Genomic DNA, 21580 nt, shown 5'->3' with positions numbered 1-21580 from the left:
TGCCGGCAATGGCGCAACAGCAGCCAGCTGCCCAGCAGATTCCTATTATCCGTCAGATCAGTGTGATCGGCAACGAACGGGTGGAGCCGGAGACCATTGCGTCTTATCTGGCTGTCCAGCCCGGTCAGCCTTTCGATGCGGAGCGGCTGGACATCAGCCTTAAGAATCTGTTTGCAACAGGCCTGTTTTCCGATGTGGAGTTGTCGGAAAACCAAGGGGCCTTGATCGTCCGGGTTGTTGAAAACCCGATCATCAACCGCATTATCTTTGAAGGTAACAAACGGCTTGATCGCGATGAACTGATTGAAGAGGCCCGTTTGAGGCCCCGTCAGGTCTTTACTCGTGCGAAGGTTCGCGCTGATGTTCAGCGGATGTTGGAACTGTATCGTCGCTCTGGTCGCTTCGCTGCGATCATCGAGCCAAAGGTGGTTCAGCTTGAACAAAACCGCGTCGATCTTATTTATGAAATTCAGGAAGGCCCGAAAACAAAAGTCAGCCGTATCAATTTTATCGGTAACCATGTTTTCAGCGATGGAGATCTGCGGGACGTCCTGGCGACGAAAGAATCCCGCTGGTGGAAAATCTTCACATCGAACGATACTTTCGATCCTGATCGTCTAGCCTATGACCAGCAGGTCTTGCGCCAGCATTATCTGAATGAAGGCTATGCTGACTTCCGGACTGTGTCGGCAATTTCTGAGCTCACCCCTGACCGGGAAGACTTCTTCATTACATTCACGGTGGAAGAAGGCGAGATTTACGAATTCGGCGAAATCGATGTGGAGAGCGAAATCCGTGATGTAGATGCCAGCCTGTTCCGCGCGTTCCTTCTGATGCGTGAAGGGATGACCTATAATGCGGAAGCTATCGAGAAAACGGTTGAATCGCTCTCGAACGCTGCAGGCCTTCTGGGCTATGCATTTGTGGATGTTCGCCCACAGATCAGCCGGGACCGTGATGCGCGTAAAATCAACATTACCTTCCGCGTTCTTGACGCGCCACGCGTGTATGTGGAACGGATCAACATCAGTGGCAATGTTGTGACGCTTGACCGGGTGATCCGCCGCGAATTTCGTTTGCAGGAAGGCGACGCGTTCAACTCTGCTCTTGTTAGCCGGTCGGAAACTCGCCTCAAGCGACTGGACTTCTTCCGGGAGGTGACGATTGAGCAGCTTCAGGGGTCAGACCCTGACCGCATGGTGCTGGACGTGAATGTCGAGGAGCAAGCAACAGGCCAGTTGAACCTTGGTGCCGGTTTCTCGAGCCTTGAAAACTTCATTTTCGATTTCTCGATCCAGCAACGGAACTTCCGCGGTATGGCGCAGGATCTGCGTCTGGGCCTTCGCCTGTCCGGAAGGCGGCAGGAAATTGATCTCGGTTTCACTGAGCCATACTTTATGGGGCGCCGGGTCGCTGCAGGCTTTGACATTTTCGCACGCAAAGTAGATTCAAGCTCGTTCGGGTCCTTCTTCGATACGAAATCGATTGGCTTCTCTCTGCGAGCTGGGATGGCGATCAGTGAATATTGGACACTTTCCACCCGCTATACATTGCGTCGGGATAATGTGAATATTCTGGATGGCTTCCTTAATAGCTTCTTCCAGAGTTATTATGGTACCCAGACCACTGAAGGTGTGACCGATGAAGACGAAATCGCGCGCCGGGTAGGCCTTTATGATGTAAACGGTGATGGCGCGGTAACCCTTGCTGATTATGACGTCAATGGTAGTGGTGCTGACAGCATTGCCGAGCTGGATTTTGACGAAAAAACCGTAGCGCTATCTACCGGTATCCAGGATTCTCTTGGCAATCGCTTCCAATCCATTTTGGGCTACACGGTTGGATTCAACACGCTGAACAGTGTTATCCGTCCAACACGTGGTCACAGTTTCTACTTCAGCCAGGACTTTGCCGGTTTGGGTGGTGATGTGCGTTATCTGCGGTCGTCTCTGAACTTTGACAACTACTGGACACCGTGGCAGGGCTGGACCTTCCGGGCCGGCGGTGAGGCAGGGATTATCCACGGCCTGGGCCAAGATATTCGTCTGTCAGACAAGTTCTTTATCGGCGGTCCGCGTATGCGTGGCTTTGATGTGGCAGGTATGGGGCCTCGTGATTTCGCCAGCGAACAATCATTGGGCGGCACGGCCTATTATATCGGTCGCGGTGAGCTCTTCTTCCCGCTAGGCGATGCCGCTCTTGAATCGGGCATCCAGGCCTCGGCATTTGTTGACGTAGGGTCATTGTTCCGCGCGCAGGAAGATAGCCGACTGGAATGTACCTTCACTCAGGCTGAATTTGACGCGGCAAATGCTGACAACACGCTTTCCAGCCTGAACACAAACTGTCTTGCAGGTAATTCGCCAGCGCCACGGATTTCCGTGGGTATCGGCTTCTCCTGGCAGTCGCCATTCGGGCCATTCCGGATCGATCTGTCTAAGACATTGAAAAAACAATTGGGTGACCGGACGCAAACTCTGCAGTTTAACGTCGGGACGGCCTTCTAAGGGTAAACTAGGGAAAAAATAATGGGTAACATGTTTAAATCATTGAAACTGGCTGTTGTGGGTGCGCTCGCCGCACTAACCATCACAACTATGGCCACGGCACAGATCCTGACTGTGGATGACGAACGCGTTGAGCGTGAGGCAGCTGCATACAAGGATTTCAACCTGCAGACAGCAGAACTGCGTCAGAACATCCTGCAGCTTCGTCAATTCATCACGCGCGGCGGTGTGGTAGAGCAACAGCTCGCAGACCTTGAAAAGCGTAAAGCCATCATCGGCAACGATAAGTATGAAGAAGAGAAGCGCAAGCTGGAAAGCCAGTATGTTCAGGCGCAGCAAGCCCTTAGCCAGCTTGAGTATACCTTCGACAAGCTGCGCCAGGAAGCTATGGTACAAGTAGAGCGTGCGCGCCAACCTGTAATCCGCAGCCTCCTTTCTGACCGCAAGGCCCAAATCATCATGCTGAAGCGCTTGGTACTGGGTTCTGCCGCAGGTATCGATGTAACCACAGAATTTATCGAAAAGCTCGATGCTGAACTGCCAACTGTCTCGCTGAACATGCCGCAGAAAGCTGATGAAGCAGCACCTGCCGCAAATGGCGAAGGCCAGTAACCAGGGTTCCTGAACATGGAATTTGATATCCAGAAAATTATGGAATCGATACCGCACCGGTATCCATTCCTTCTGGTCGACAAGGTTGTTGACGTTGTGTCGGGAGAAAGCGCTACCGGTATCAAGAATGTCACGATCAACGAGCCATTTTTTCCAGGCCATTTCCCGCAGAAACCGGTGATGCCGGGCGTTCTGATTCTTGAGGCTATGGCCCAGACAGCAGGCGTTCTTGCGGTCGATTTTCTGGGTGACGATGCCAAAGGCAAGGTTGTCTACTTCATGGGTATTGATGGCGCCAAATTCCGTAAGCCAGTCGGTCCTGGAGATCGCCTGGAGATGAAGGTCCAGAAGACCCGGGGGGGCGGGGCCGTGTGGAAATTTGACGCTCAGGCATTCGTTGACGGTGAACTGGTAACAGAGGCCAAGCTGACGGCAATGCTGGGCGGCGAATAGGCCCTGAACTATATAAAGTGCTTATAATGAAGGCGGTCCAAGCGGGCCGCCTTTTTTATGTGGTTACGCGAAAGAGCGGCTTTGGCTAGGAAGCGGAGAGGGCCTGTGTATTGGTAATAAAAAAAGCCAGCTCCTGGGAGCTGGCTTCCTTTGTCACTGGATTCGTTCTAGCGCTTGTCGAGCGGAACGTAGTCGCGTTTTGGTGAACCCGTATAGAGCTGCCGAGGACGACCGATCTTCTGGGTCGGGTCTTCGATCATCTCTTTCCACTGAGCAATCCAGCCGCTGGTACGGGCCAGGGCAAACAGAACGGTGAACATCTCGGTTGGGAAGCCCATGGCTTTCAGGATAATACCGGAATAGAAGTCTACGTTAGGATAGAGCTTCTTCTCAACGAAGTAAGGGTCTTCAAGCGCAATCTTCTCGAGTTCCATCGCAACGTCAAAGAGTGGATCGTCGACGCCAAGCTCTTTAAGAACCTTGTGTGCGGTTTCCCGCATTACAGTCGCACGCGGGTCAAAGTTCTTATATACGCGGTGACCGAAGCCCATCAGGCGGAACGGGTCGTTGCGGTCTTTTGCGCGCGCCACAAACTCTGGAATGCGGTCAACGGTACCGATTTCCGAGAGCATGTTCAGGCATGCTTCGTTTGCACCGCCGTGGGCAGGGCCCCAAAGGCATGCAATACCGGCAGCGATACAGGCGAATGGATTGGCGCCAGAGGAGCCAGCCAGACGGACTGTCGACGTAGATGCGTTTTGCTCGTGGTCTGCATGCAGAATGAAGATCAGGTCCATGGCTTTTTCAAGCGTTGGGCTGACCTTGTATTCCTCAGCAGGTACAGAGAACATCATGTGCAAGAAGTTGCCAGCATATGACAGGTCATTGCGTGGATATACGAAAGGCTGGCCAATCGTATATTTGTACGCCATGGCAGCAATGGTTGGAATCTTGGCGATCAAACGGTAGCTCGCAACCATACGCTGGTGTGGGTCATTGATGTCGGTGCTGTCATGATAAAAGGCAGACAAGGCGCCCACTACACCAACCATCACAGCCATTGGGTGTGCGTCGCGGCGGAAACCAAGGAACAAGCGGTGAAGCTGCTCATGCACCATGGTGTGGTGCGTGATGTCCCACACAAATTTTTCTTTTTCCGCTTTGGTTGGCAGTTCACCAAACAGCAGCAGGTAGCAGACTTCCATAAAGTCGCTGTCGGCTGCCAGTTGTTCGATCGGATACCCGCGGTACTGCAGTTCGCCTTTTTCACCATCAATATAGGTGATTTTAGACTCACAGCTTGCTGTAGATGTAAAGCCAGGGTCAAAGGTAAACATGCCCGTCTGCGCGTAAAGCTTGCGGATGTCCAATACCTTCGGACCTACAGACCCCTCCATTACAGGAAGGTCGACGTCTTCGCCGGCGCCGGCCAGTTTAAGGGGATCATTTGTCATGGTCCAAACTCCTTCTTAAAAAATACAGTCTGCCTGCGCAGACCTACAAGGCTAAGCGGCAATGAGGTCCCTCAAGCGGCCGATCGTTTCTTCCTGGCCCAAAATCTCCAGGGTTTCCACTAGGTCGCCGCACTGCTTTCCACCAGTTACGGCAGCCCTGATCGGCTGCATCACCTTGCCTAGTTTTAATTCTTTCGCTTCCGCGAAAGAGAAAATGGCAGCTTTAATAACCGACGCTTCCCAGTCAGTCACCGCTTCCAATTCGGTTGCCACTTGTCCCATCAGGTCGGACGTGTCCTCGCCTGACAGGGCTTTGGCAGCATTCTCGGTTAGGCTTAGCGGGCGAACATTACAGAAAAGAGACGCATTCTCTGTAATATCTGGCATCCGCTTCGCGCGTTCCGCCAAGGCAGGCAATCCTCTAATCAGGCGCTCTTCCTCAGCGGCAACAAGTGAGTGACCCACTTCCTGTTCTAGATCGTTTCTGATCAGCGACAAGAGTGCGTCAGCCTTTAAATTACGAATATAGTGGCCATTCAGATTATCGAGCTTGTCGAAATCGAAACGTGCAGCACCCTTGCCGACATTTTCCAGGTTAAACCACTCGATTGCCTGTTCGGTAGAGATTATTTCATCATCGCCGTGGCTCCAACCCAGTCGCAGCAGGTAGTTGCGCATGGCTGAAGGCAAATAGCCCATGTCCCGGTAGGCCTCAACACCAAGAGCGCCATGGCGTTTTGACAGTTTTTTGCCATCTGGCCCGTGAATAAGCGGGATATGTGCCAGAACAGGCGGTGTCCAGCCCATGGCTTCATAAATCTGATGCTGACGGAAGGCGTTGTTCAGGTGGTCATCCCCGCGCACGATGTGGGTAACGCCCATGTCATGGTCGTCAACAACTACAGCCAGCATATATGTGGGTGTACCGTCGGATCTGAGGATGATCATATCGTCTAGATTGCTGTTTTGGACAGTAACCGGGCCTTGAACGGCATCTTCGATGGTGGTCTCCCCTTCACGCGGCATACGGATGCGGATCGAATAGGGTGCGCCCCCGGGGGCTTCGCTCTCATCCCGGTCACGCCAGAGATCGCCACGGAAGTTACCACCATTGGCGCGTGCTGTTTCGCGGGCCTCGGTCAGCTCCTCACTGGTAGCGAAGCATTTATACGCCATGCCTTTTTCAAGTAGCTCCAGCGCGACTTCTGCATGCCGCTCAGCCCGACCTGCCTGGCTGACGGCATCACCATCCCAGTCCAGCTCCAGCCATTTCATGCCGTTAAGAATGGCCTCGATGGCTTCGTCGGTAGATCGTTTCTTGTCAGTATCTTCGATACGAAGGAGAAACTTCCCGCCGAAATGGCGAGCCAGAAGCCAATTGTACAAGGCTGTACGAGCCCCGCCGATATGGAGAAACCCAGTCGGAGAAGGCGCAAATCGTGTAACCACTGTGGGCATGTCAGTTTGCATGCTCAGGAACTAAACCCTTGTTGTTTATAACAAATATAGGACGCTGGAAAAGTGAGGGAGCGGCCTAAAAGAAAATTTGATTGGCTTGTATCACATGTTTCTTCACAACACAAATTGCAGTGCAGCATTTTTTTGTGTTCCGAGACAAAAATCCGGGCGCTACTATACCCTAAATAGTGTCAAATCACCTCAGGATAGGCAGTACAGTGCACTCTCCCATTCTTCTTGCGCGCTTGAAGGGCTCATTGCGTACTTATGACGCACTGCAACACGTGCATGGTGAATGGAGGCTGTTTTCCTTGGTTACAGGTTTCGCGCTGGGCAGTGTCCTGCAGATTGTGCCCAATACGATATACCTAAGCCTTCATGTGTTATTACCTGTCCTTGCCTCGCTCATAATTTTGGCCCTTTTTCTGGGAAATATGCAGCGCTTCCTAGTGCAATTACCGCTGGCCGTATTGCTGGGGATGACCTTTGCCGCGGGCCGCATCGAGTACCTGAGTGGCCCACGCCTGGACAGTGAGCGCTACGCGAGCCTTGAAGGTGAAGTGAAAACCGTGGAAGAGCGCGCGGGGAAGGGGACTCGGCTGATCATAAGGCCTACTGCACTTGATGGCAGGTCTGGTGCGATGCCCGGAAGTATACGGCTTTTGGTTCGCACGGAGGTGCAGGGCGACTTGATGCCCGGTGTGCTCATTCGAACCAGGGCCTTGCTGCACGCGCCCAGGGGCGCCATCACGCCAGACGGTTTCAACTTTGCCCGCAAGGCTTTTTTCGACGGTATTGGCGCGGAAGGGTTTGCTGCAGCCCCGGTTGAAATACTACCGCCTCAAACGGGACAAGAACCGGGACTACGGGAAAAACTCGAAAGACTTCGAAGGGCGGTTGCAGAACGTATCATGGCGGGCCAACCCGATCAGTCAGGAGCTGTCGCTGTCGCGCTGTTGGTTGGTTACCGTCACTATTTGACAGAAGAAACAGTCGAGAACTTTCGTGATGCTGGGCTGGCACACCTGATGGCCATTTCAGGATTGCACATGGGACTTATCACCACGGCAGCTTTCTTTCTGTTTGAGTTTCTGTTCGCTGCTTTTCCTGCTGTCGCGCTCAGGGTGCCGCCCCGCAAGCTGGCTGCACTGCTGGCTTGGGCTGTCGCATTCGGGTACCTGCTGCTTTCGGGTATGGGCGTGGCCACTGTGCGTGCCTTCATCATGGTCTCTATCGGGCTGCTTGCAGTATTGCTTGACCGTAGGGTCCTGTCATTACGGAATGTGGCAATAGCAGCCGGACTGATTTTGAGCATCTGGCCGGAAGCGATCCTTTCGGTGGGCTTCCAGATGTCATTTGGCGCCACGGCAGCCCTGGTTGTCGCCTATGAGCGTTTGTATCGGTCAGGCATAAAGCTGCCGACTGGCAAGGGAGTCCGCAGCAAGGTCCTGAATTTCCTGATTATGACAGCTTTCACGACGATCGTTGCCGAAGTGGCTGTGGCGCCATTTGCACTCTATCACTTTCAGGCCACACCGCTTGTAGGGTTGGGTGCTAACCTTCTGGCTGTCCCTTTGGTTAGTCTGATTGTCATGCCACTGGCGCTATTAGCCTTGTTAACTATGCCCTTGGGGTTTGACGGGCCCATACTGCATGCCATGGGGGCGGTAATTGACATGGTCAGGCAGGTCGCGGCTTTTTTTGGCGCGCCCAGTTTTGGTGTCGCGCATATCCCGCAGCAATCCGGCGCTTTCATTTGTGTCGCCAGCGGCATTTTCATTTTTCTGTTGATCCTGCGAGGACGGGTTGCCTGGATACCGGCACTAGCTGGACTATTATTGATGCCTTTCCTGTATCAGGGGCCACGCAATGATTTGCTGATCGACAGCGGCGGGAATATTGTCGCGGTTTATGATCAGGATGCAGACAGGTTCGCCATCTCAGGGGGGCGGCGGGGCGGCTTTCGTGACGACGCCTGGGCCCGATACTGGGGTCTCTCGCCAGACGAAGCACCAAAAAAACTTGACCGCCAGTGTGACAGCGATGGTTGCCACACGAATATCGGAGACAGATTGCTGGTTGCCAGAGCACGTTCATTAGAGGGTATGCGGCGTGATTGCGCTAAGGCTGACATTGTAATCATGCCTGTTCGTTGGCGCCGCTATTGCCGCGGCGACGCCGTAAAGCTGTCAGAAGAAGGACTGGAGAGATACGGGCCTGTAGCCTATGAGCCGAAAACCGGCACGGTCCGATGGAGCAGGGAGCGGGGCGACAGGCCCTGGCATATAGGGGCAGTCAGAGCCGACTAGCCCCTTCATCAGTGGTGTTAATGATATTGGCGCAAAAGCCCGACAAGACGACCTTGGACCTGAACCCTGCCAGCCTCTAAAACCTGGGTCTGATAGTCTCGGTTGGCGGGCACCAGTTCAACAAATTTTCCATTACGTCGCAATGTCTTAAGTGTAGCTTCTTCACGGTCTACCAGAGCGACGACCACTTCGCCGTCCCGCGCAGTATCGGCGCTTTCAATCACGACTGTGTCACCATCGAGAATACCCATCTCAACCATGGAATCGCCTGATACTTCAAGCGCAAAGCAGTTGCCGCGCCCCATCATTGCGCCAGGGATAGAGACAAAACTATCGCGGTTCTCCAGCGCTTCAATCGGCGTACCTGCCGCAATCTTGCCATGCAGGGGAATTTCAAACGTGTCATCTCCAGCCGAGGGCTGTACAGCCGGTGCTTGGTTTTGCCCGAAGGGTGCACTGACAACATTGTCGCCACCTTGTCTGGTGGGCATATTGTCCGGAGTTTTGAGTATTTCAATCGCACGTGCCCTGTTGGCCATGCGGCGAATGAAGCCGCGCTCTTCAAGAGCGTTAATCAACCGGTGGACGCCGGATTTTGACTTAAGCCCCAACGCGTCCTTCATTTCGTCGAAGGAAGGCGAAACACCGGAACTGGCCAGTCGCTCCTGAATGAAAAGCAGCAGCTGGTTTTGTTTGGCGGTTAACATGGCTCCCTCCGGTTTTGTTTTCGGTATGTTCTCTTTTAGTTCACCTTTTGGATGATTGTCAAGGCCTTCGGGTGATGCACGCTAAAATGGGAGGAAGGGCACCAGGGTACCCGCTTTGACCGCAGGTGCATTGGGCTCTCGGATGATCAGGCCGTCGCATTGCGCCAGGACTGAAACAAGGCTGCTGTCCTGGGCAATAGCAGGGTCAAGGTGGCGGCTGCCCGGCTCCCCCACAAGCCGCGCACGCATATAGTGCTGTCGCGGGCCATTCTCGGCGAGGTCTGTCGCCAGCGGTAACGGTACGCCGGTTGGCATGGGGGCGGGGCGTCCCATCATCTGGTCAACAAGGGGGCGTGCGAACAAAAGGGCACATACGAAGGCAGATACCGGATTTCCAGGTAGTCCCAGAACTTTGGTTTGGCTCATGGTCCCGAAAATCAGCGGCTTACCCGGGCGCATGGCCACTTTCCAGAAGTCGAGCGCCATACCTTCAGCAGAGAGCGCCTCTTGCATCATGTCTTTGTCGCCTACCGATGCGCCGCCGATCGTGATAAGAATGTCTGCACCAGCTGCTTTTTTTACAGCAGCCTTAAGGGCTTTCAGGTCATCTCCCGCCTGTTCGAGGATGCGGACGTTCGCGCCAGCGTCGGTCAGTAAGGCCGAAATCTGTGGGGCGGTACTATTGACGGTCTCGTGCGGCGCGAAATCCTTCTTGCCTGGGGGCACCAGTTCGTCGCCTGTTGCCAGGATCGCAATCTTTGGTGCACGGTGGACCATCAGGTGGTCATAGCCCGCGCTGGCAGCAAGCCCGATGGATTTCGGGCTGATGTATGTACCTTGGTCGAGTACGATCTGGTTCCGCGCAAAATCGATACCGGCGAGGCGGATATGACGGCCGATTTCAGGTCCAATCGTAGTCGTGACCATATCGCCGTTCGCGGTGCAGTCTTCCTGGACCACCACCTGATTTGCGCCTTCTGGTACAATACCACCGGTAAAAATTCTAACGGCTTCACCTGCACCACAGGTGCCGCCAAACGGGCTGCCCGCCGCACTTTCGCCAACCAGCTTCAGTGTAATGGGGTTGCCGGTCAGGCTGGCGCTGTTGACCGCGTAGCCGTCCATGGCAGACATGTCAGCGCCAGGCTGTGTGCGTCGGGCCGTCAGCGGGGCGGCAAGAACGCGACCTGAGGCATTTTCTAGCGGCAGTTTTTCAGTTGTCAGCGGCTTTGCGGTTTCAACGATGCGTTTGAACGCTTCTTCAACAGAAATCATCATTCAGCCTCATAGGTTCCGGATTTGCCGCCTTCCTTACGCAGGAGGCGGATGCCTTCGATGCGCATGGCCTTGTCGGCTGCCTTGGCCATGTCATAGATCGTAAGCGCGGTGACTGATGCGGCCGTAAGCGCTTCCATTTCCACGCCCGTCTGGCCGGTGACTTTCACATAGGTCTCAATGCGCAGGCGCGTTTCGGATTCGGGCTCGATCTCCACCTTCACGCTGGTGATGGAGAGGGGATGGCAAAGCGGGATCAGGTCGCTGGTTTTTTTGGCGGCCATGATACCGGCGAGACGCGCAGTTCCAAGGACATCGCCTTTCGGCAGGTCGCCTGCTTGTATGAGCTTGAGTGTCTCAGGTTTCATCTCAACAAAGGCTTCAGCGGTAGCAACGCGATGCGTTGGCGCCTTGTTCCCCACGTCAACCATGTGCGCTGCACCGGTTTCATCAATATGGGAAAGCTTGCTCATAAAATATCCTTTTATAGAAAAGGGTTAGGATGCTTTCTGAAGGTCGCGCACCGCTTGTTCAACGTCCGCCTGGCGCATGAAGGTCTCGCCAATGAGGAAACAGTGTGCCCCGACTGCGGCACAGGCTGCAAGGTCCTCTTGCGTGCGAAGGCCGGATTCCGCAACCGCTATTTTACCTTCTGGGAAGTTAGGCACCAGGGAAAGCGTGGTATTGAGCGACACATCCATGGTTTTTAGGTTACGGTTATTCACGCCGACAAGTGGGCTCTTGAGCTTGAGCGCTCGCTCCAGCTCTGGCGCGTCATGCACTTCGATCAACACGTCCATACCCCAAGCATGGGCTTCGGTCTCAAGCTCAGCTGCGAGCGAATCGTCCAAGGCCGCCATGATCAAGAGGATACAGTCCGCCCCCAACCCACGGGCTTCGGCTACCTGGTATGGGTCGACCATGAAATCTTTCCTAAGGCATGGCAGTGAAACGGCAGCGCGTGCCTGCTTCAGGTAATCATCATGGCCCTGGAAATAGGGTTCGTCTGTCAAGACAGACAGGCACGAGGCTCCACCGCGTTCATAGGCGCTGGCAAGCGTCGCTGGGTCAAAGTCATCAGGACGGATCAAGCCTTTGGATGGGCTGGCTTTCTTGATCTCACAGATAAAGCCGTAACGGCCGTCGGCCATAGATGACTGCAGGGACCGGATAAAGCCGCGCGGTGCGGAAGCTTCCTTGGCACGTGTTTCCTGTTCCGCGTGGCTCACCTTGACTTTCATGGCGGCGACATGGTCACGCTTGCGGTCGCAGATTTCCTTGAGGATATCGGCCATCAGCCTTTCTCCGGCGCGTTAGCTTGAGTGAAGGCTACCCATTTCTCAAGCGCTGCTGCCGCTTTGCCGCTATCAATTGTTCCAGCTGCGATCTCGACGCCTTCCTTGAGGGTATCAGCCTTACCAGCCACCACGAGCGCCGCACCCGCGTTCATCAGTACGATGTCGCGGTAGGCGGAAGGTTTACCCGAAAGAAGGTCCCGGATCGCTTGCGCATTCACGTCAGCGTCGCCACCCTTGAGATCCTCGATATCGGAAACCTCAAGGCCCACGGACTGGGGCGTGACCTCAAATTCTGTGATCTTGCCGTCCTTCAGTTCCGCCACATAGGTTGCCCCTGTGGTGGTGACCTCATCAAGGCCGTCACTGCCATGCACGACCCATACATGTTCACTGCCCAACTTCTGCAGAACTTCGGCCATCGGCCGCAGCCACTTGCGGTCAAATACGCCCAAGACTTGGCGCTTTGCCTGTGCAGGGTTTGCGAGTGGCCCAAGTAAGTTGAAGATGGTCCTGAGCTGTAGCGAACCACGGGCCGGGGCCACGTGGCGCATGGCTTTATGGTGCGCGGGAGCGAACAGGAAGGCGAAATTGTTCTCTATAAGGCTTCGCTCATTGGCTTCCTGAGGAATTTCAAGCTCGGCTCCCAATGACATTAAGACGTCGGCCGAACCGGATTTGGAAGAGACAGAGCGGTTGCCGTGCTTCGCCACCGGTACGCCCACCGCTGCCGTGACAATGGCAGCAGCTGTGGAAATATTGTATGTGCCGAGACCGTCGCCGCCGGTGCCACACGTGTCTACTATGCCTTCCGGCGCCTTGATTTGCGTCGCTTTTGACCGCAGCACACGGGCACCACCCACGATTTCGTCCACTTGTTCGCCCCGAAGGCGCAGCGCCATGATAAAGGCAGCCATCTGCGCAAGATCGGCTGCCCCGGACATGATGATGTTGAAGGCTTCCCGGGATTGTTCCGCAGTCAGCGTTTCACCGTCTGCCAGTTTGGCCAGTATTGGTCTGAGGTCGCTCATGCTTCCTGATCCCCTTCGCAGATATCGATAAAGTTCTTCAGAAGCGCGTGACCATGCTCTGAAGCGATGCTTTCCGGGTGGAACTGCACGCCATAGAGCGGCAGCGTCTTGTGCTGCAGTCCCATGATCAAGCCGTCCGCAGTTTCGGCCGTCACCTCAAGACAGTCGGGCAGGGTACTGCGTTCCACGATCAGGGAATGATAGCGCGTCGCCTGATAGGGGCTTGGCAGGCCTTTGAACACGCCTTGGCCCGTATGGGTGATCTCACTAATCTTGCCATGCATCACATAGGGCGCACGCACCACGTCGCCGCCGAAGGCTTGGCCGATGCTTTGAAAGCCAAGGCATACGCCAAATACCGGGACTTTCCCCGCAGCTGCTTCGATCAGTTCAAGGCAGATGCCAGCCTCTGTTGGCGAACAGGGGCCTGGGCTGATGATGATACCTTTGGGTTTTTTCGCGAGCACATCAGCGACAGATATCTGATCGTTCCGCCAGACTTCAACTTTTGCCCCCAATTCCATCACATAATGGTACAAATTGTAGGTAAAGCTGTCGTAGTTATCGATCAGAATATACATTGAAACCGCTCGCTGATTCATAAACTAGTTGGACATTGCGGCTTTCAGATTGAATGTCAATGGCGGACTGGTCAATTTCGCGGCATTTGCAAAAGACTTTGAGTGTGCGGGCTTAAGAAAAATTGAAACGAGAGGGATACGCCACCTATATGGCGAGCCAGGGAACCGAAATTGTATGAGTAAGCGGCTGAAAAAGCTGGTAATTGGTATCTACAGCCTTGTTATCGTCCTCATTGGGGCGGGGCTTTATATGGTCCTGCAACAGGACAAGCCGCTACCTGCAGCAGTTCCAGAAGAGGTGGTCGGGGCTGAGTTAGACCCGGATGTCTTGGCCGTGCTCTCCGATATGGATGGCGGTAGTGATGTCACTGTGCCGATACAGGACCTGGAGAAGCTACTGCCCGAGAAGGTTGATCCTGCCTGGCGTCAATATGCTGTTGCATGGAAAGACACCAATCTGCCGCGTATCGCTATCGTGATTGACGATCTTGGGCTGAATTACCAGGCCACGGAAGAATTGGCGGAAATGCCGGGCCCCTACACGCTGGCGTATTTGCCCTATGCCGAGCATCTGGAGTATCAGACGGGCAGGGTTCATGCCGCAGGGCATGAGTTGATGGTTCACCTGCCCATGCAGCCAAAAGGCAGTGCAGCGGACCCGGGCACGAACGCACTTCTGGCCGGGCTTGGGCCTGACGAGTTCCAAAGGCGACTGATCTGGAACCTAAGCAGGTTTGATGGGTTTGTTGGGGTTAATAACCATATGGGTAGCCTGCTAACAGAAGACGCAGGCCACATGGTACAGGTGATGACCTACCTGAAAGCCGATGGCTATCTTTTCCTTGATAGCCTGACGTCCCCGAAAAGTGTGGGAATGAGTGCCGCCAAGGCGACCGGGGTGCCTACAATCGCCCGCGATATCTTCCTTGATAACATACAGCACCGGGATGCTATTGAGGCTCAGTTGGCGAAGGCAGAACGGATCGCGCGGGTCCGCGGCTATTCGATTGCGATTGGTCACCCATATCAGGTAACGCTGGAAACCCTTAAGGAATGGCAGAAGACTCTGCGGGCAAAAGGAATCGCGTTGGTACCCATCAGCCAGCTCGTTGGGACGTTGGAGGCAAGACGTCAGCACGCGGAGGTAATGACGGAAGATGCCATGGGTGGGCAAGCGCGTGACTAGGAGGTCACGATACCTCGAACCTTATCCTCGATTTGATTTGGCGAAGCGAACGGCTTCCCTGGCGGCCGTTACGAGTGCGCGGGCCTTGTTCTGACATTCCTGATGCTCTGATTCCGGATCGCTATCCGCTACCACGCCTGCACCGGCTTGCACGTGCATCTGTCCGTCTTTGACGATCGCGGTCCTGAGTACGATGCATGTATCCATACTGCCGTTGGCACTGAAATAGCCGACGCTGCCTGCATAAGGTCCGCGTGCGTCCACCTCAAGTTCATCAATGATTTCCATGGCCCGTACCTTGGGCGCGCCGGAGACGGTCCCGGCCGGGAAACCGGCGGCAAGGGCATCAATCGCGTCAAACTGTGGGTCAATTTCGCCAATCACGTTTGAAACGATATGCATGACATGGGAATAATATTCGATGGTATTACGGGCTGTCACCTCAACGGTGCCGGGTTTTGCCACGCGACCAACATCGTTTCGGCCCAGGTCAAGGAGCATCAGATGTTCTGAAAGTTCTTTCGGGTCTGCCAGCAGGTCTGCGGCCAGGACGGCATCTTCGTCCGGCGTCGCACCGCGTTTGCGGGTGCCGGCAATTGGCCTGATGGTGATTTCCTCGTCACGCAGGCGAACAAGGATTTCCGGGCTGGAGCCCACGATCGCGAAATCCTCAAAGGCAAGATGATACATGAAAGGAGAGGGGTTGGTGCGCCTCAGTGCCCGGTAGAGGGCAAAAGGTGGCAGGTCAAACGGCATGGAAAAGCGCTGGCTCAAGACCACCTGGAAGATGTCTCCGGCTAGGATATATTCCTGCGCCTTTTTGACCATCTCATGGAAGCGCCGCTGTCCCGTGTTGGAAACAGGTTCTTCAAAAACAGCGCTGGTCGGGACGGTGGAATGTGGCAAAGGCGCATCCAGCCGTTCAAGCATGGTCTCCAACCGTTGGTCTGCTGCAGCAAGCGCGTCTTCAGCAGAAACTCCTTCTTTGGGCCGAACCGGTGTAACCAGTGTGATCAGGTTTGTGACACTGTCGAAGATGGCCATAACGGTCGGGCGTACGAAAATGGAGGTCGCCAGCCCCAAAGGATCAGGCTTGGCGTCTGGAAGGATTTCCATCTGGCGAACCATGTCATAGCCCATATAGCCCACAAGGCCTGCTGCCATGGGGGGCAGGTTGTGCGGCAGATCGATCAGGCTTTCCTGCTGCAACCTTCGCAGGCTTTCCAGCGGCGCTTCCTGAAGCTGCTGGAATGCGGCGCCTTTTGTACCGTAATCGCGACAGATTTCGACACTTTTTCCATCAAAGCGCCAGACTATGTCTGGCTGCAGCCCTATGATGGAGTAACGACCCCGAGTATCGCCGCCTTCAACGGACTCCAGCAGGCAGGAATAGGTTTCGCCCTGTGCAAGCTTCAGATACGCGGACACGGGTGTGTCCAGGTCAGCCACTAGAGTAGTGGATACGACCTGGGCATTCCCATTCCGATAGCACGCAAGCTGTGCCTCAAGCGTTTCCGGCTGTGTCACCGATGCGTTCACTGGCTCACTCAATGGTCAACTTGTCATTCGTCCGCGTCGCGGCGGAACAGTTGATTGACGAGGTTATAGTTGATTTCTGGCGAGTAGCTGTCCAGAAGCTGATTTTGATACTGCAGGAACAGCTCCTCGCTGAACTGATTTTTCAGTTCCGCATGAAGGGCGTCCACATTGACGGCATCCCGCGTTGGATCGCCGGCTGTAATGTCATCGACCCGAACCACAACGTAACCGTTGCCGTCAGCAGCACGTTCGGTTTCGATCTGGCCAATACCGAGCTCGAAAATCAAGCCGCGAATATTGGGGGAAAGGCCGGACGTGCCTTCAGCGGTACGCGCGACATTCTTGGCGTCATAGGATGTACCGCCAAGGTCCTCGGCAATGGCTTCCGCCTCTTCGCCCGCTTCAAGGCGTGCTTTTGCGGCCTCGGCAATTTCGCCAGCTTGCTCCTGACGACGCTGGGTCATCCATGTGTCTTTGAGTTCCGCTCGGACATTCTCAAATGAGCGCTCAGCAGGCTCCTGAACCTCGGTAACCTCGACGAAGAACACGCCTTTGGTACTGTCGCTCGGATCCAGGTCCTTCATTTCTGGCTCGACACCCAGCTCAGTGCGGAAAGCTTCCGCAAGAACGGCACCTTCTTCCTGCAGGGTGATTTTCTGGGCGCCGTCTGGGCCCTGGCCGCGACCGTCAACCTGAGATACGGTTGCAAGCTGCAGGTTCAGCTTGGTAGCTGCCGCTGTCAGAGTGCCATCTTCTGCGATTGCATCTTCAAGATCAGGCAGGAAATCGAACATCAGATCAACCGCATGCTCTGCCTTGAGTGATTCTTCAAGTTCGGTGCGCACTTCATCCAGCGTTCTTTCTTCACCAGCAGTGATGCTTTTGACCTTGAAGACATTCCAGCCCGCCAGGCCTTCGACCGGCGCGCTCATATCGCCCTCAGTCAGTGCGAATACGGCATCAGCGGTCGGCGCGTCAAAATCGGTCTGTAGGTCGTTATAAGAGTTCGCACCCAATTCCAGCTCTTCGGCTGTAAATTCGGACATGTCTGCACCAGCAGCTATGAAATCTTCGCCTGCAGCCACCCTTGCAATGAAGGCCTCTGCATCAGCCTGTTCAGAAAAGCTAACCATCTGCAGGTCACGTGTTTCATCACGGACATATTCGCTGCGGCGATAGTCATACGCCTGAAGCAGGTCTTCTTCGGTGATCTGCACGTCGTCAGTGAACTGGGCGGGCGTCAGCATGATGTAATTATAGCTGCGGCGTTCCGGCGTCATGTAATTGGATTTGGAATCCTCATAATAGCTCTGGAGCTCTTCTTCTGTCGGCTCTGTTACCTCTGCGATGTCTGAGGCCGCGAAATTGATCATGGTCGCGCGGCGACGCTCTGCCTGCCAGACATACAGACGTTCAGCAAGAGAGCGCGGCACGGTGGCGCCGGAAACCAGGCTGTCCATCAACTGAGACCTGGCTGCTTCCCGGCGCAAGCTGGTGAACAGCTCTTTCTGGGTAAGATTAGCCTGATTGAGGGCCTGAGCCATCATCTGCGGGCTGAAGCTACCATCAGGTGATTTGAACGCTTCGAATTCACGAATTTCGGCAGCCAGCTGTGCATCGGTGATGCGCATGCCAAGCTCGCTTGTGTTTTCGGCGATGGCGGCTTCCTGAACCATTTGGTTCAAAACCTGACGGTCCAGCTGCATCATCTGGATGATACGGTCCGCTGTGAACTGCCCGCCGAACTGGGCCTGCAGCTGCTGAGCGCGGCGCTGTACAGCGTTGGCATATTGTGCAGTTGGCACGGTGGTATCGCCGACTGTCGCTACAGACTGTGTATTACCAGCAAGCATGCCGGGGCCAATGCCCCAGATTGCGAACGCTGCAATCAGAACGCCCAGAAGAAGAGTTACAAAAAAGGAATCCAGTCCCCCGCGAAGTTTGAGCAGCATGCGCCCGAGCTCCCGTCGATTAATCATTACGTAATTTGGGTGGTATAGCCCACCAGATTGGCCGCGCATCATAAGCACGCTTTCGGTGCGCTGCAACAGCCGATTTGCTGCGGGATAGCGAAGGTAGCTCCGTGTCGCTGCACCAAGTGCTTATTGGGGTAACAGGAAGCTGGTCATGGCGGCATTAATTTGCTAACCACCGGCGTATAAAAATTTCAAAAGAAACCATATGAGGCCCCAATATGAAACCGACTGCCCTGGTTGCAGGAAACTGGAAGATGAACGGCCTGGCGTCCAGTCAGGCTGAACTTGAAGCGCTTGGCAATTATCTCCGCGACGGTGATACCGCCGACTGTGGTGTTCTGATCTGCCCACCGTTTACGCTGGTGGCATCTTTTGCTGCTAATGCCCCCGAAGGGGTCGCGATTGGTGCGCAGGATTGCCACACGAACAAGAGTGGGGCCCATACGGGTGATATCTCAGCAGAGATGCTTCGCGATGCGGGCGCAGCCTTTATTATTGTGGGTCATTCAGAGCGTCGGGCTGATCATGGCGAAGACAGCGCGCTGGTGTGCGCAAAAGCTGAGGCCGTGTTGGCAGAGGGTCTGACTGCGATTGTCTGTGTTGGTGAAACCGAGGCAGAACGCGATGCGGGCAAGACGCTTGATATCGTGCTAGGCCAGGTTGCGGCTTCGGTGCCTGCGGAAAGCACTCCGGAAAACACAGTAGTGGCCTATGAGCCGGTGTGGGCTATTGGTACAGGCCGCACGCCAACGGTTGAAGATGTTGCTGAAGTGCATACAGCGATCCGTGGCGCTCTTGTGGAGCGGTTCGGTGAGGCTGGCAATGGCTTCCGCATTCTTTATGGTGGGTCGGTGAAACCGTCAAATGCGTCCGAACTGATGGCTGCCGATAACGTCAATGGAGCCCTTGTTGGCGGCGCAAGCCTGAAGGCCGCTGATTTCAATGGTATTATCGACGCGTACCGGAAATAAAAATTTAGGGTTGGCAAACCCGATAAAGAAGTCTAGAAACCGCGCTTTGAATCCCGGCCAAGATTTGTATAATCGGCATGGGCAGGCCAACGTTAGGTAGGACAGGTAAATGGAAACCGTATTGCTGAGCATTCATTTGATTGTAGCCATTGCTATGGTCGTTGCTATCCTGTTGCAACGCTCCGAAGGTGGTGCGCTTGGCATCGGCGGCAGCCAAGGTGGCATGATGACCGCACGCGGCGCCGGTGATCTCCTGACAAAGACTACAAAGTGGCTGGCGATTGTCTTTCTTGCTAATTCCCTTCTGCTTGGATGGTTCGCAGCGCAGCAGCGTGGCGACGACAGCATTGTCCAGGAAGTGATCCAGCAGGAACAGGAAGATGGCGGAAGCCAACTCCCTGAAATACCAACCGTTCCTGAGGACGGCTAGGACAAGAGACTTCAAAGCGGGGGCCAAGAGCCCCCGCTTCTCTTTGTGTAGAAAGTATTTTTTGAGTTGCCGGGCAGGGTGCCTGCCAGGCGGTGGTGTGCTTTTTGAGATTTGAGAGGCTCCATGACGCGCTATATTTTTATTACTGGTGGTGTTGTTAGTTCCCTGGGCAAGGGTCTGTTGTCCGCTTCGCTCGGTGCGCTTTTGCAGGCTCGCGGCTATTCGGTTCGCTTGCGCAAACTTGATCCATATTTGAACGTGGACCCGGGCACGATGAGCCCATACCAGCACGGCGAAGTATTTGTTACCGACGACGGTGCGGAAACAGATCTCGATCTTGGCCATTATGAGCGCTTCACCGGTGTTGCGTCACGCCAGAGCGATAACATCACGTCTGGCCGCATTTACCAGCAGATTATCGCCAAGGAACGTCGCGGCGACTATCTGGGCGGCACAGTGCAGGTGATCCCGCATGTGACGGATGCAATCAAGGAATTCGCCCTTGCAGAACAGGACGGCATCGATTTCATGCTTTGTGAAATTGGTGGCACGGCTGGTGACATTGAGGCTGCACCTTTCATGGAGGCTATTCGTCAGCTTTCGATTGATCTGGGCAAGGGGCGGTCGATTTTCGTTCACCTGACGCTTGTGCCTTATCTGGCAGCAGCCGGGGAACTCAAGACCAAGCCAACGCAGCACAGTGTGCGCGACTTGCGGTCTATCGGTATCCAGCCGGATATTCTGGTATGCCGCTCAGAGCATCCGATTCCGGATGGTGAGCGTCGTAAGATGTCGCTTTACTGTAACGTGGCTGAAACCGCTGTCATTCCTGCACTCGATGTAAGGTCGATTTATGAGGTGCCGATTTCCTACCATAAGGAAGGCTTGGACACCGAAGTGTTGAAAGCCTTTGGCCTGGCACACAGCCAGAAGCCTGACCTGACCGTTTGGGAAGACATCATGGACCGGGTGCAGAACCCGGAAGGTGAAGTGACAATCGCCGTGGTTGGTAAGTACACTGGCCTCAAGGATGCTTACAAGTCCCTTAATGAAGCCATCATTCATGGTGGGATCGCCAACCGTGTGAAGGTGAACATTGAGTGGATCGAATCCGAAGTTTTCGAGCGGGATGACGCTATCAGCCGCCTTGAAAATGTTCACGCGATTCTGGTGCCTGGTGGTTTTGGCAAGCGTGGTACGGAAGGCAAGATCGCGGCCGCACGCTTTGCCCGTGAGCGCAAAATTCCATACTTTGGTATCTGCCTTGGTATGCAGATGGCCACGGTTGAAGCTGCGCGGCATCTGGCGGGTATCAAGGGCGCTGGCTCCACCGAGTTCGGTGAGCAGAAAGAGCCAGTTGTCGGGCTGATCACCGAATGGGTGAAGGAAGACGGCAGCATCGAGCAGCGCACTGAAGATACCGATCTCGGCGGTACCATGCGCCTGGGCGCTTATCCTGCGGTTCTCAAGGAAGGCTCCCATGTTGCAGATGTATACGGCAAGACCGAGATCGAGGAACGCCACCGTCACCGCTATGAAGTGAATATTGGTTATGTGGAGCGCCTTGAAGAAGCCGGTGTTCTGTTCTCTGGCATGTCACCAGACGGCGAGCTGCCGGAGATCATGGAAATTCCAGGCCACCCTTGGTTCATTGGGGTTCAGTATCACCCTGAACTCAAATCCAAGCCGTTTGATCCGCATCCGCTTTTCGCCAGCTTTGTAGAGGCAGCGCTCAAGCAATCGCGGTTGGTATAAAGCCAATACAATATGAATTCAGGGAAGGGGGCTTTTCGGCC

Annotated in this window: 18 protein-coding genes; 8 read left to right on the top strand and 10 right to left on the bottom strand. The window is 54.8% G+C overall.

Annotation, left to right across the window (positions count from 1 at the left end; genetic code table 11):
- Positions 1 to 8: 8 nt before the first annotated feature.
- From bamA to fabZ, 3 genes are read left to right on the top strand one after another with little or no spacing between them, the layout of a single operon-like run.
- Entirely contained in the window at positions 9 to 2507 is a 2499-nt protein-coding gene (gene bamA / locus KORM41_RS14045; protein ID WP_197421170.1) for an outer membrane protein assembly factor BamA, read from the top strand.
- Positions 2508 to 2528: 21 nt separating this feature from the next.
- Positions 2529 to 3119, top strand: a complete 591-nt coding sequence (locus KORM41_RS14040; protein WP_068149304.1) for an OmpH family outer membrane protein — start codon at positions 2529 to 2531, stop codon at positions 3117 to 3119.
- Positions 3120 to 3134: 15 nt separating this feature from the next.
- A complete protein-coding gene (gene fabZ / locus KORM41_RS14035; protein ID WP_068149302.1) occupies positions 3135 to 3572 on the top strand; it encodes a 3-hydroxyacyl-ACP dehydratase FabZ in 438 nt (145 codons plus the stop codon).
- A 167-nt stretch (positions 3573 to 3739) separates the two neighbouring features.
- Here the strand turns inward: fabZ and gltA are convergent, their stop codons facing one another.
- Both gltA and gltX read right to left on the bottom strand, forming a co-directional pair.
- A complete protein-coding gene (gltA, locus tag KORM41_RS14030; protein WP_068149300.1) occupies positions 3740 to 5026 on the bottom strand; it encodes a citrate synthase in 1287 nt (428 codons plus the stop codon).
- A gap of 51 nt (positions 5027 to 5077) precedes the next feature.
- Entirely contained in the window at positions 5078 to 6484 is a 1407-nt protein-coding gene (gltX, locus tag KORM41_RS14025) for a glutamate--tRNA ligase (RefSeq protein ID WP_068149298.1), read from the bottom strand.
- 188 nt (positions 6485 to 6672) lie between these two features.
- On the opposite strand from gltX, the gene KORM41_RS14020 reads away from it, so the two are divergent.
- Entirely contained in the window at positions 6673 to 8793 is a 2121-nt protein-coding gene (locus KORM41_RS14020; protein WP_082719945.1) for a ComEC/Rec2 family competence protein, read from the top strand.
- Positions 8794 to 8810: 17 nt separating this feature from the next.
- On the opposite strand, the gene lexA is transcribed toward KORM41_RS14020, so the two are convergent.
- The 6 genes from lexA to KORM41_RS13990 all read right to left on the bottom strand — a co-directional run bounded on the left by lexA (position 8811) and on the right by KORM41_RS13990 (position 13682).
- Complete coding sequence (gene lexA, locus KORM41_RS14015) at positions 8811 to 9500, bottom strand: transcriptional repressor LexA (protein ID WP_068149292.1); 690 nt, start codon at positions 9498 to 9500, stop codon at positions 8811 to 8813.
- 81 nt (positions 9501 to 9581) lie between these two features.
- Positions 9582 to 10778 (bottom strand): molybdopterin molybdotransferase MoeA, encoded by a 1197-nt coding sequence (locus KORM41_RS14010; protein ID WP_068149290.1) that lies wholly within the window; start codon positions 10776 to 10778, stop codon positions 9582 to 9584.
- Positions 10775 to 11248, bottom strand: a complete 474-nt coding sequence (gene moaC, locus KORM41_RS14005) for a cyclic pyranopterin monophosphate synthase MoaC (RefSeq protein ID WP_068149286.1) — start codon at positions 11246 to 11248, stop codon at positions 10775 to 10777. Before moaC ends, KORM41_RS14010 begins: the two co-directional genes overlap by 4 nt.
- Before the next feature lie 24 nt (positions 11249 to 11272).
- Entirely contained in the window at positions 11273 to 12070 is a 798-nt protein-coding gene (trpC, locus tag KORM41_RS14000) for an indole-3-glycerol phosphate synthase TrpC (protein ID WP_068149283.1), read from the bottom strand.
- On the bottom strand, positions 12070 to 13101 hold the full coding sequence (gene trpD / locus KORM41_RS13995) for an anthranilate phosphoribosyltransferase (protein ID WP_068149281.1): 1032 nt from the start codon (positions 13099 to 13101) through the stop codon (positions 12070 to 12072). Before trpD ends, trpC begins: the two co-directional genes overlap by 1 nt.
- Positions 13098 to 13682: an anthranilate synthase component II gene (locus KORM41_RS13990; RefSeq protein WP_068149276.1), complete on the bottom strand. Its 585-nt coding sequence runs from the start codon at positions 13680 to 13682 to the stop codon at positions 13098 to 13100. The genes trpD and KORM41_RS13990 overlap by 4 nt, the downstream gene beginning before the upstream one ends.
- A 175-nt stretch (positions 13683 to 13857) precedes the next feature.
- Here KORM41_RS13990 and KORM41_RS13985 point away from each other — a divergent pair, with 175 nt between their 5' ends.
- Positions 13858 to 14868, top strand: a complete 1011-nt coding sequence (locus KORM41_RS13985; RefSeq protein ID WP_068149274.1) for a divergent polysaccharide deacetylase family protein — start codon at positions 13858 to 13860, stop codon at positions 14866 to 14868.
- A gap of 21 nt (positions 14869 to 14889) precedes the next feature.
- On the opposite strand, the gene trpE is transcribed toward KORM41_RS13985, so the two are convergent.
- Together trpE and KORM41_RS13975 are read right to left on the bottom strand one after the other, a co-directional pair.
- Positions 14890 to 16395, bottom strand: coding sequence for an anthranilate synthase component I (gene trpE / locus KORM41_RS13980; RefSeq protein WP_068149539.1), 1506 nt, complete (start codon positions 16393 to 16395; stop codon positions 14890 to 14892).
- A gap of 35 nt (positions 16396 to 16430) precedes the next feature.
- Positions 16431 to 18359 carry a SurA N-terminal domain-containing protein gene (locus tag KORM41_RS13975; protein WP_068149272.1) on the bottom strand — a complete coding sequence of 643 codons (1929 nt, stop codon included), beginning with the start codon at positions 18357 to 18359 and terminating at the stop codon, positions 16431 to 16433.
- A gap of 242 nt (positions 18360 to 18601) precedes the next feature.
- Here KORM41_RS13975 and tpiA point away from each other — a divergent pair, with 242 nt between their 5' ends.
- The 3 genes from tpiA (at position 18602) to KORM41_RS13960 (ending at position 21539) form a co-directional block, all read left to right on the top strand.
- A complete protein-coding gene (tpiA, locus tag KORM41_RS13970; protein ID WP_068149265.1) occupies positions 18602 to 19354 on the top strand; it encodes a triose-phosphate isomerase in 753 nt (250 codons plus the stop codon).
- 109 nt (positions 19355 to 19463) lie between these two features.
- Positions 19464 to 19784, top strand: coding sequence for a preprotein translocase subunit SecG (gene secG, locus KORM41_RS13965; RefSeq protein ID WP_068149263.1), 321 nt, complete (start codon positions 19464 to 19466; stop codon positions 19782 to 19784).
- Between the two features lie 123 nt (positions 19785 to 19907).
- Entirely contained in the window at positions 19908 to 21539 is a 1632-nt protein-coding gene (locus KORM41_RS13960; RefSeq protein ID WP_068149256.1) for a CTP synthase, read from the top strand.
- Positions 21540 to 21580 lie beyond the last annotated feature (41 nt).

It is taken from the genome of Kordiimonas lipolytica (assembly GCF_001550065.1).
The sequence above is the reverse complement of the archived record's forward strand: the minus strand, read 5'-3'. Positions and strand labels throughout refer to the sequence as shown.

Coding starts and splice junctions, on each gene's coding strand:
- bamA (WP_197421170.1), top strand. CDS start 9: ATGGCGCAACAGCAGCCAGCTGCCCAGCAGATTCCTATTATCCGTCAG.
- KORM41_RS14040 (WP_068149304.1), top strand. CDS start 2,529: ATGGGTAACATGTTTAAATCATTGAAACTGGCTGTTGTGGGTGCGCTC.
- fabZ (WP_068149302.1), top strand. CDS start 3,135: ATGGAATTTGATATCCAGAAAATTATGGAATCGATACCGCACCGGTAT.
- gltA (WP_068149300.1), bottom strand. CDS start 5,026: ATGACAAATGATCCCCTTAAACTGGCCGGCGCCGGCGAAGACGTCGAC.
- gltX (WP_068149298.1), bottom strand. CDS start 6,484: ATGCCCACAGTGGTTACACGATTTGCGCCTTCTCCGACTGGGTTTCTC.
- lexA (WP_068149292.1), bottom strand. CDS start 9,500: ATGTTAACCGCCAAACAAAACCAGCTGCTGCTTTTCATTCAGGAGCGA.
- KORM41_RS14010 (WP_068149290.1), bottom strand. CDS start 10,778: ATGATGATTTCTGTTGAAGAAGCGTTCAAACGCATCGTTGAAACCGCA.
- moaC (WP_068149286.1), bottom strand. CDS start 11,248: ATGAGCAAGCTTTCCCATATTGATGAAACCGGTGCAGCGCACATGGTT.
- trpC (WP_068149283.1), bottom strand. CDS start 12,070: ATGGCCGATATCCTCAAGGAAATCTGCGACCGCAAGCGTGACCATGTC.
- trpD (WP_068149281.1), bottom strand. CDS start 13,101: ATGAGCGACCTCAGACCAATACTGGCCAAACTGGCAGACGGTGAAACG.
- KORM41_RS13990 (WP_068149276.1), bottom strand. CDS start 13,682: ATGTATATTCTGATCGATAACTACGACAGCTTTACCTACAATTTGTAC.
- KORM41_RS13985 (WP_068149274.1), top strand. CDS start 13,858: ATGAGTAAGCGGCTGAAAAAGCTGGTAATTGGTATCTACAGCCTTGTT.
- KORM41_RS13975 (WP_068149272.1), bottom strand. CDS start 18,359: ATGCTGCTCAAACTTCGCGGGGGACTGGATTCCTTTTTTGTAACTCTT.
- tpiA (WP_068149265.1), top strand. CDS start 18,602: ATGAAACCGACTGCCCTGGTTGCAGGAAACTGGAAGATGAACGGCCTG.
- secG (WP_068149263.1), top strand. CDS start 19,464: ATGGAAACCGTATTGCTGAGCATTCATTTGATTGTAGCCATTGCTATG.
- KORM41_RS13960 (WP_068149256.1), top strand. CDS start 19,908: ATGACGCGCTATATTTTTATTACTGGTGGTGTTGTTAGTTCCCTGGGC.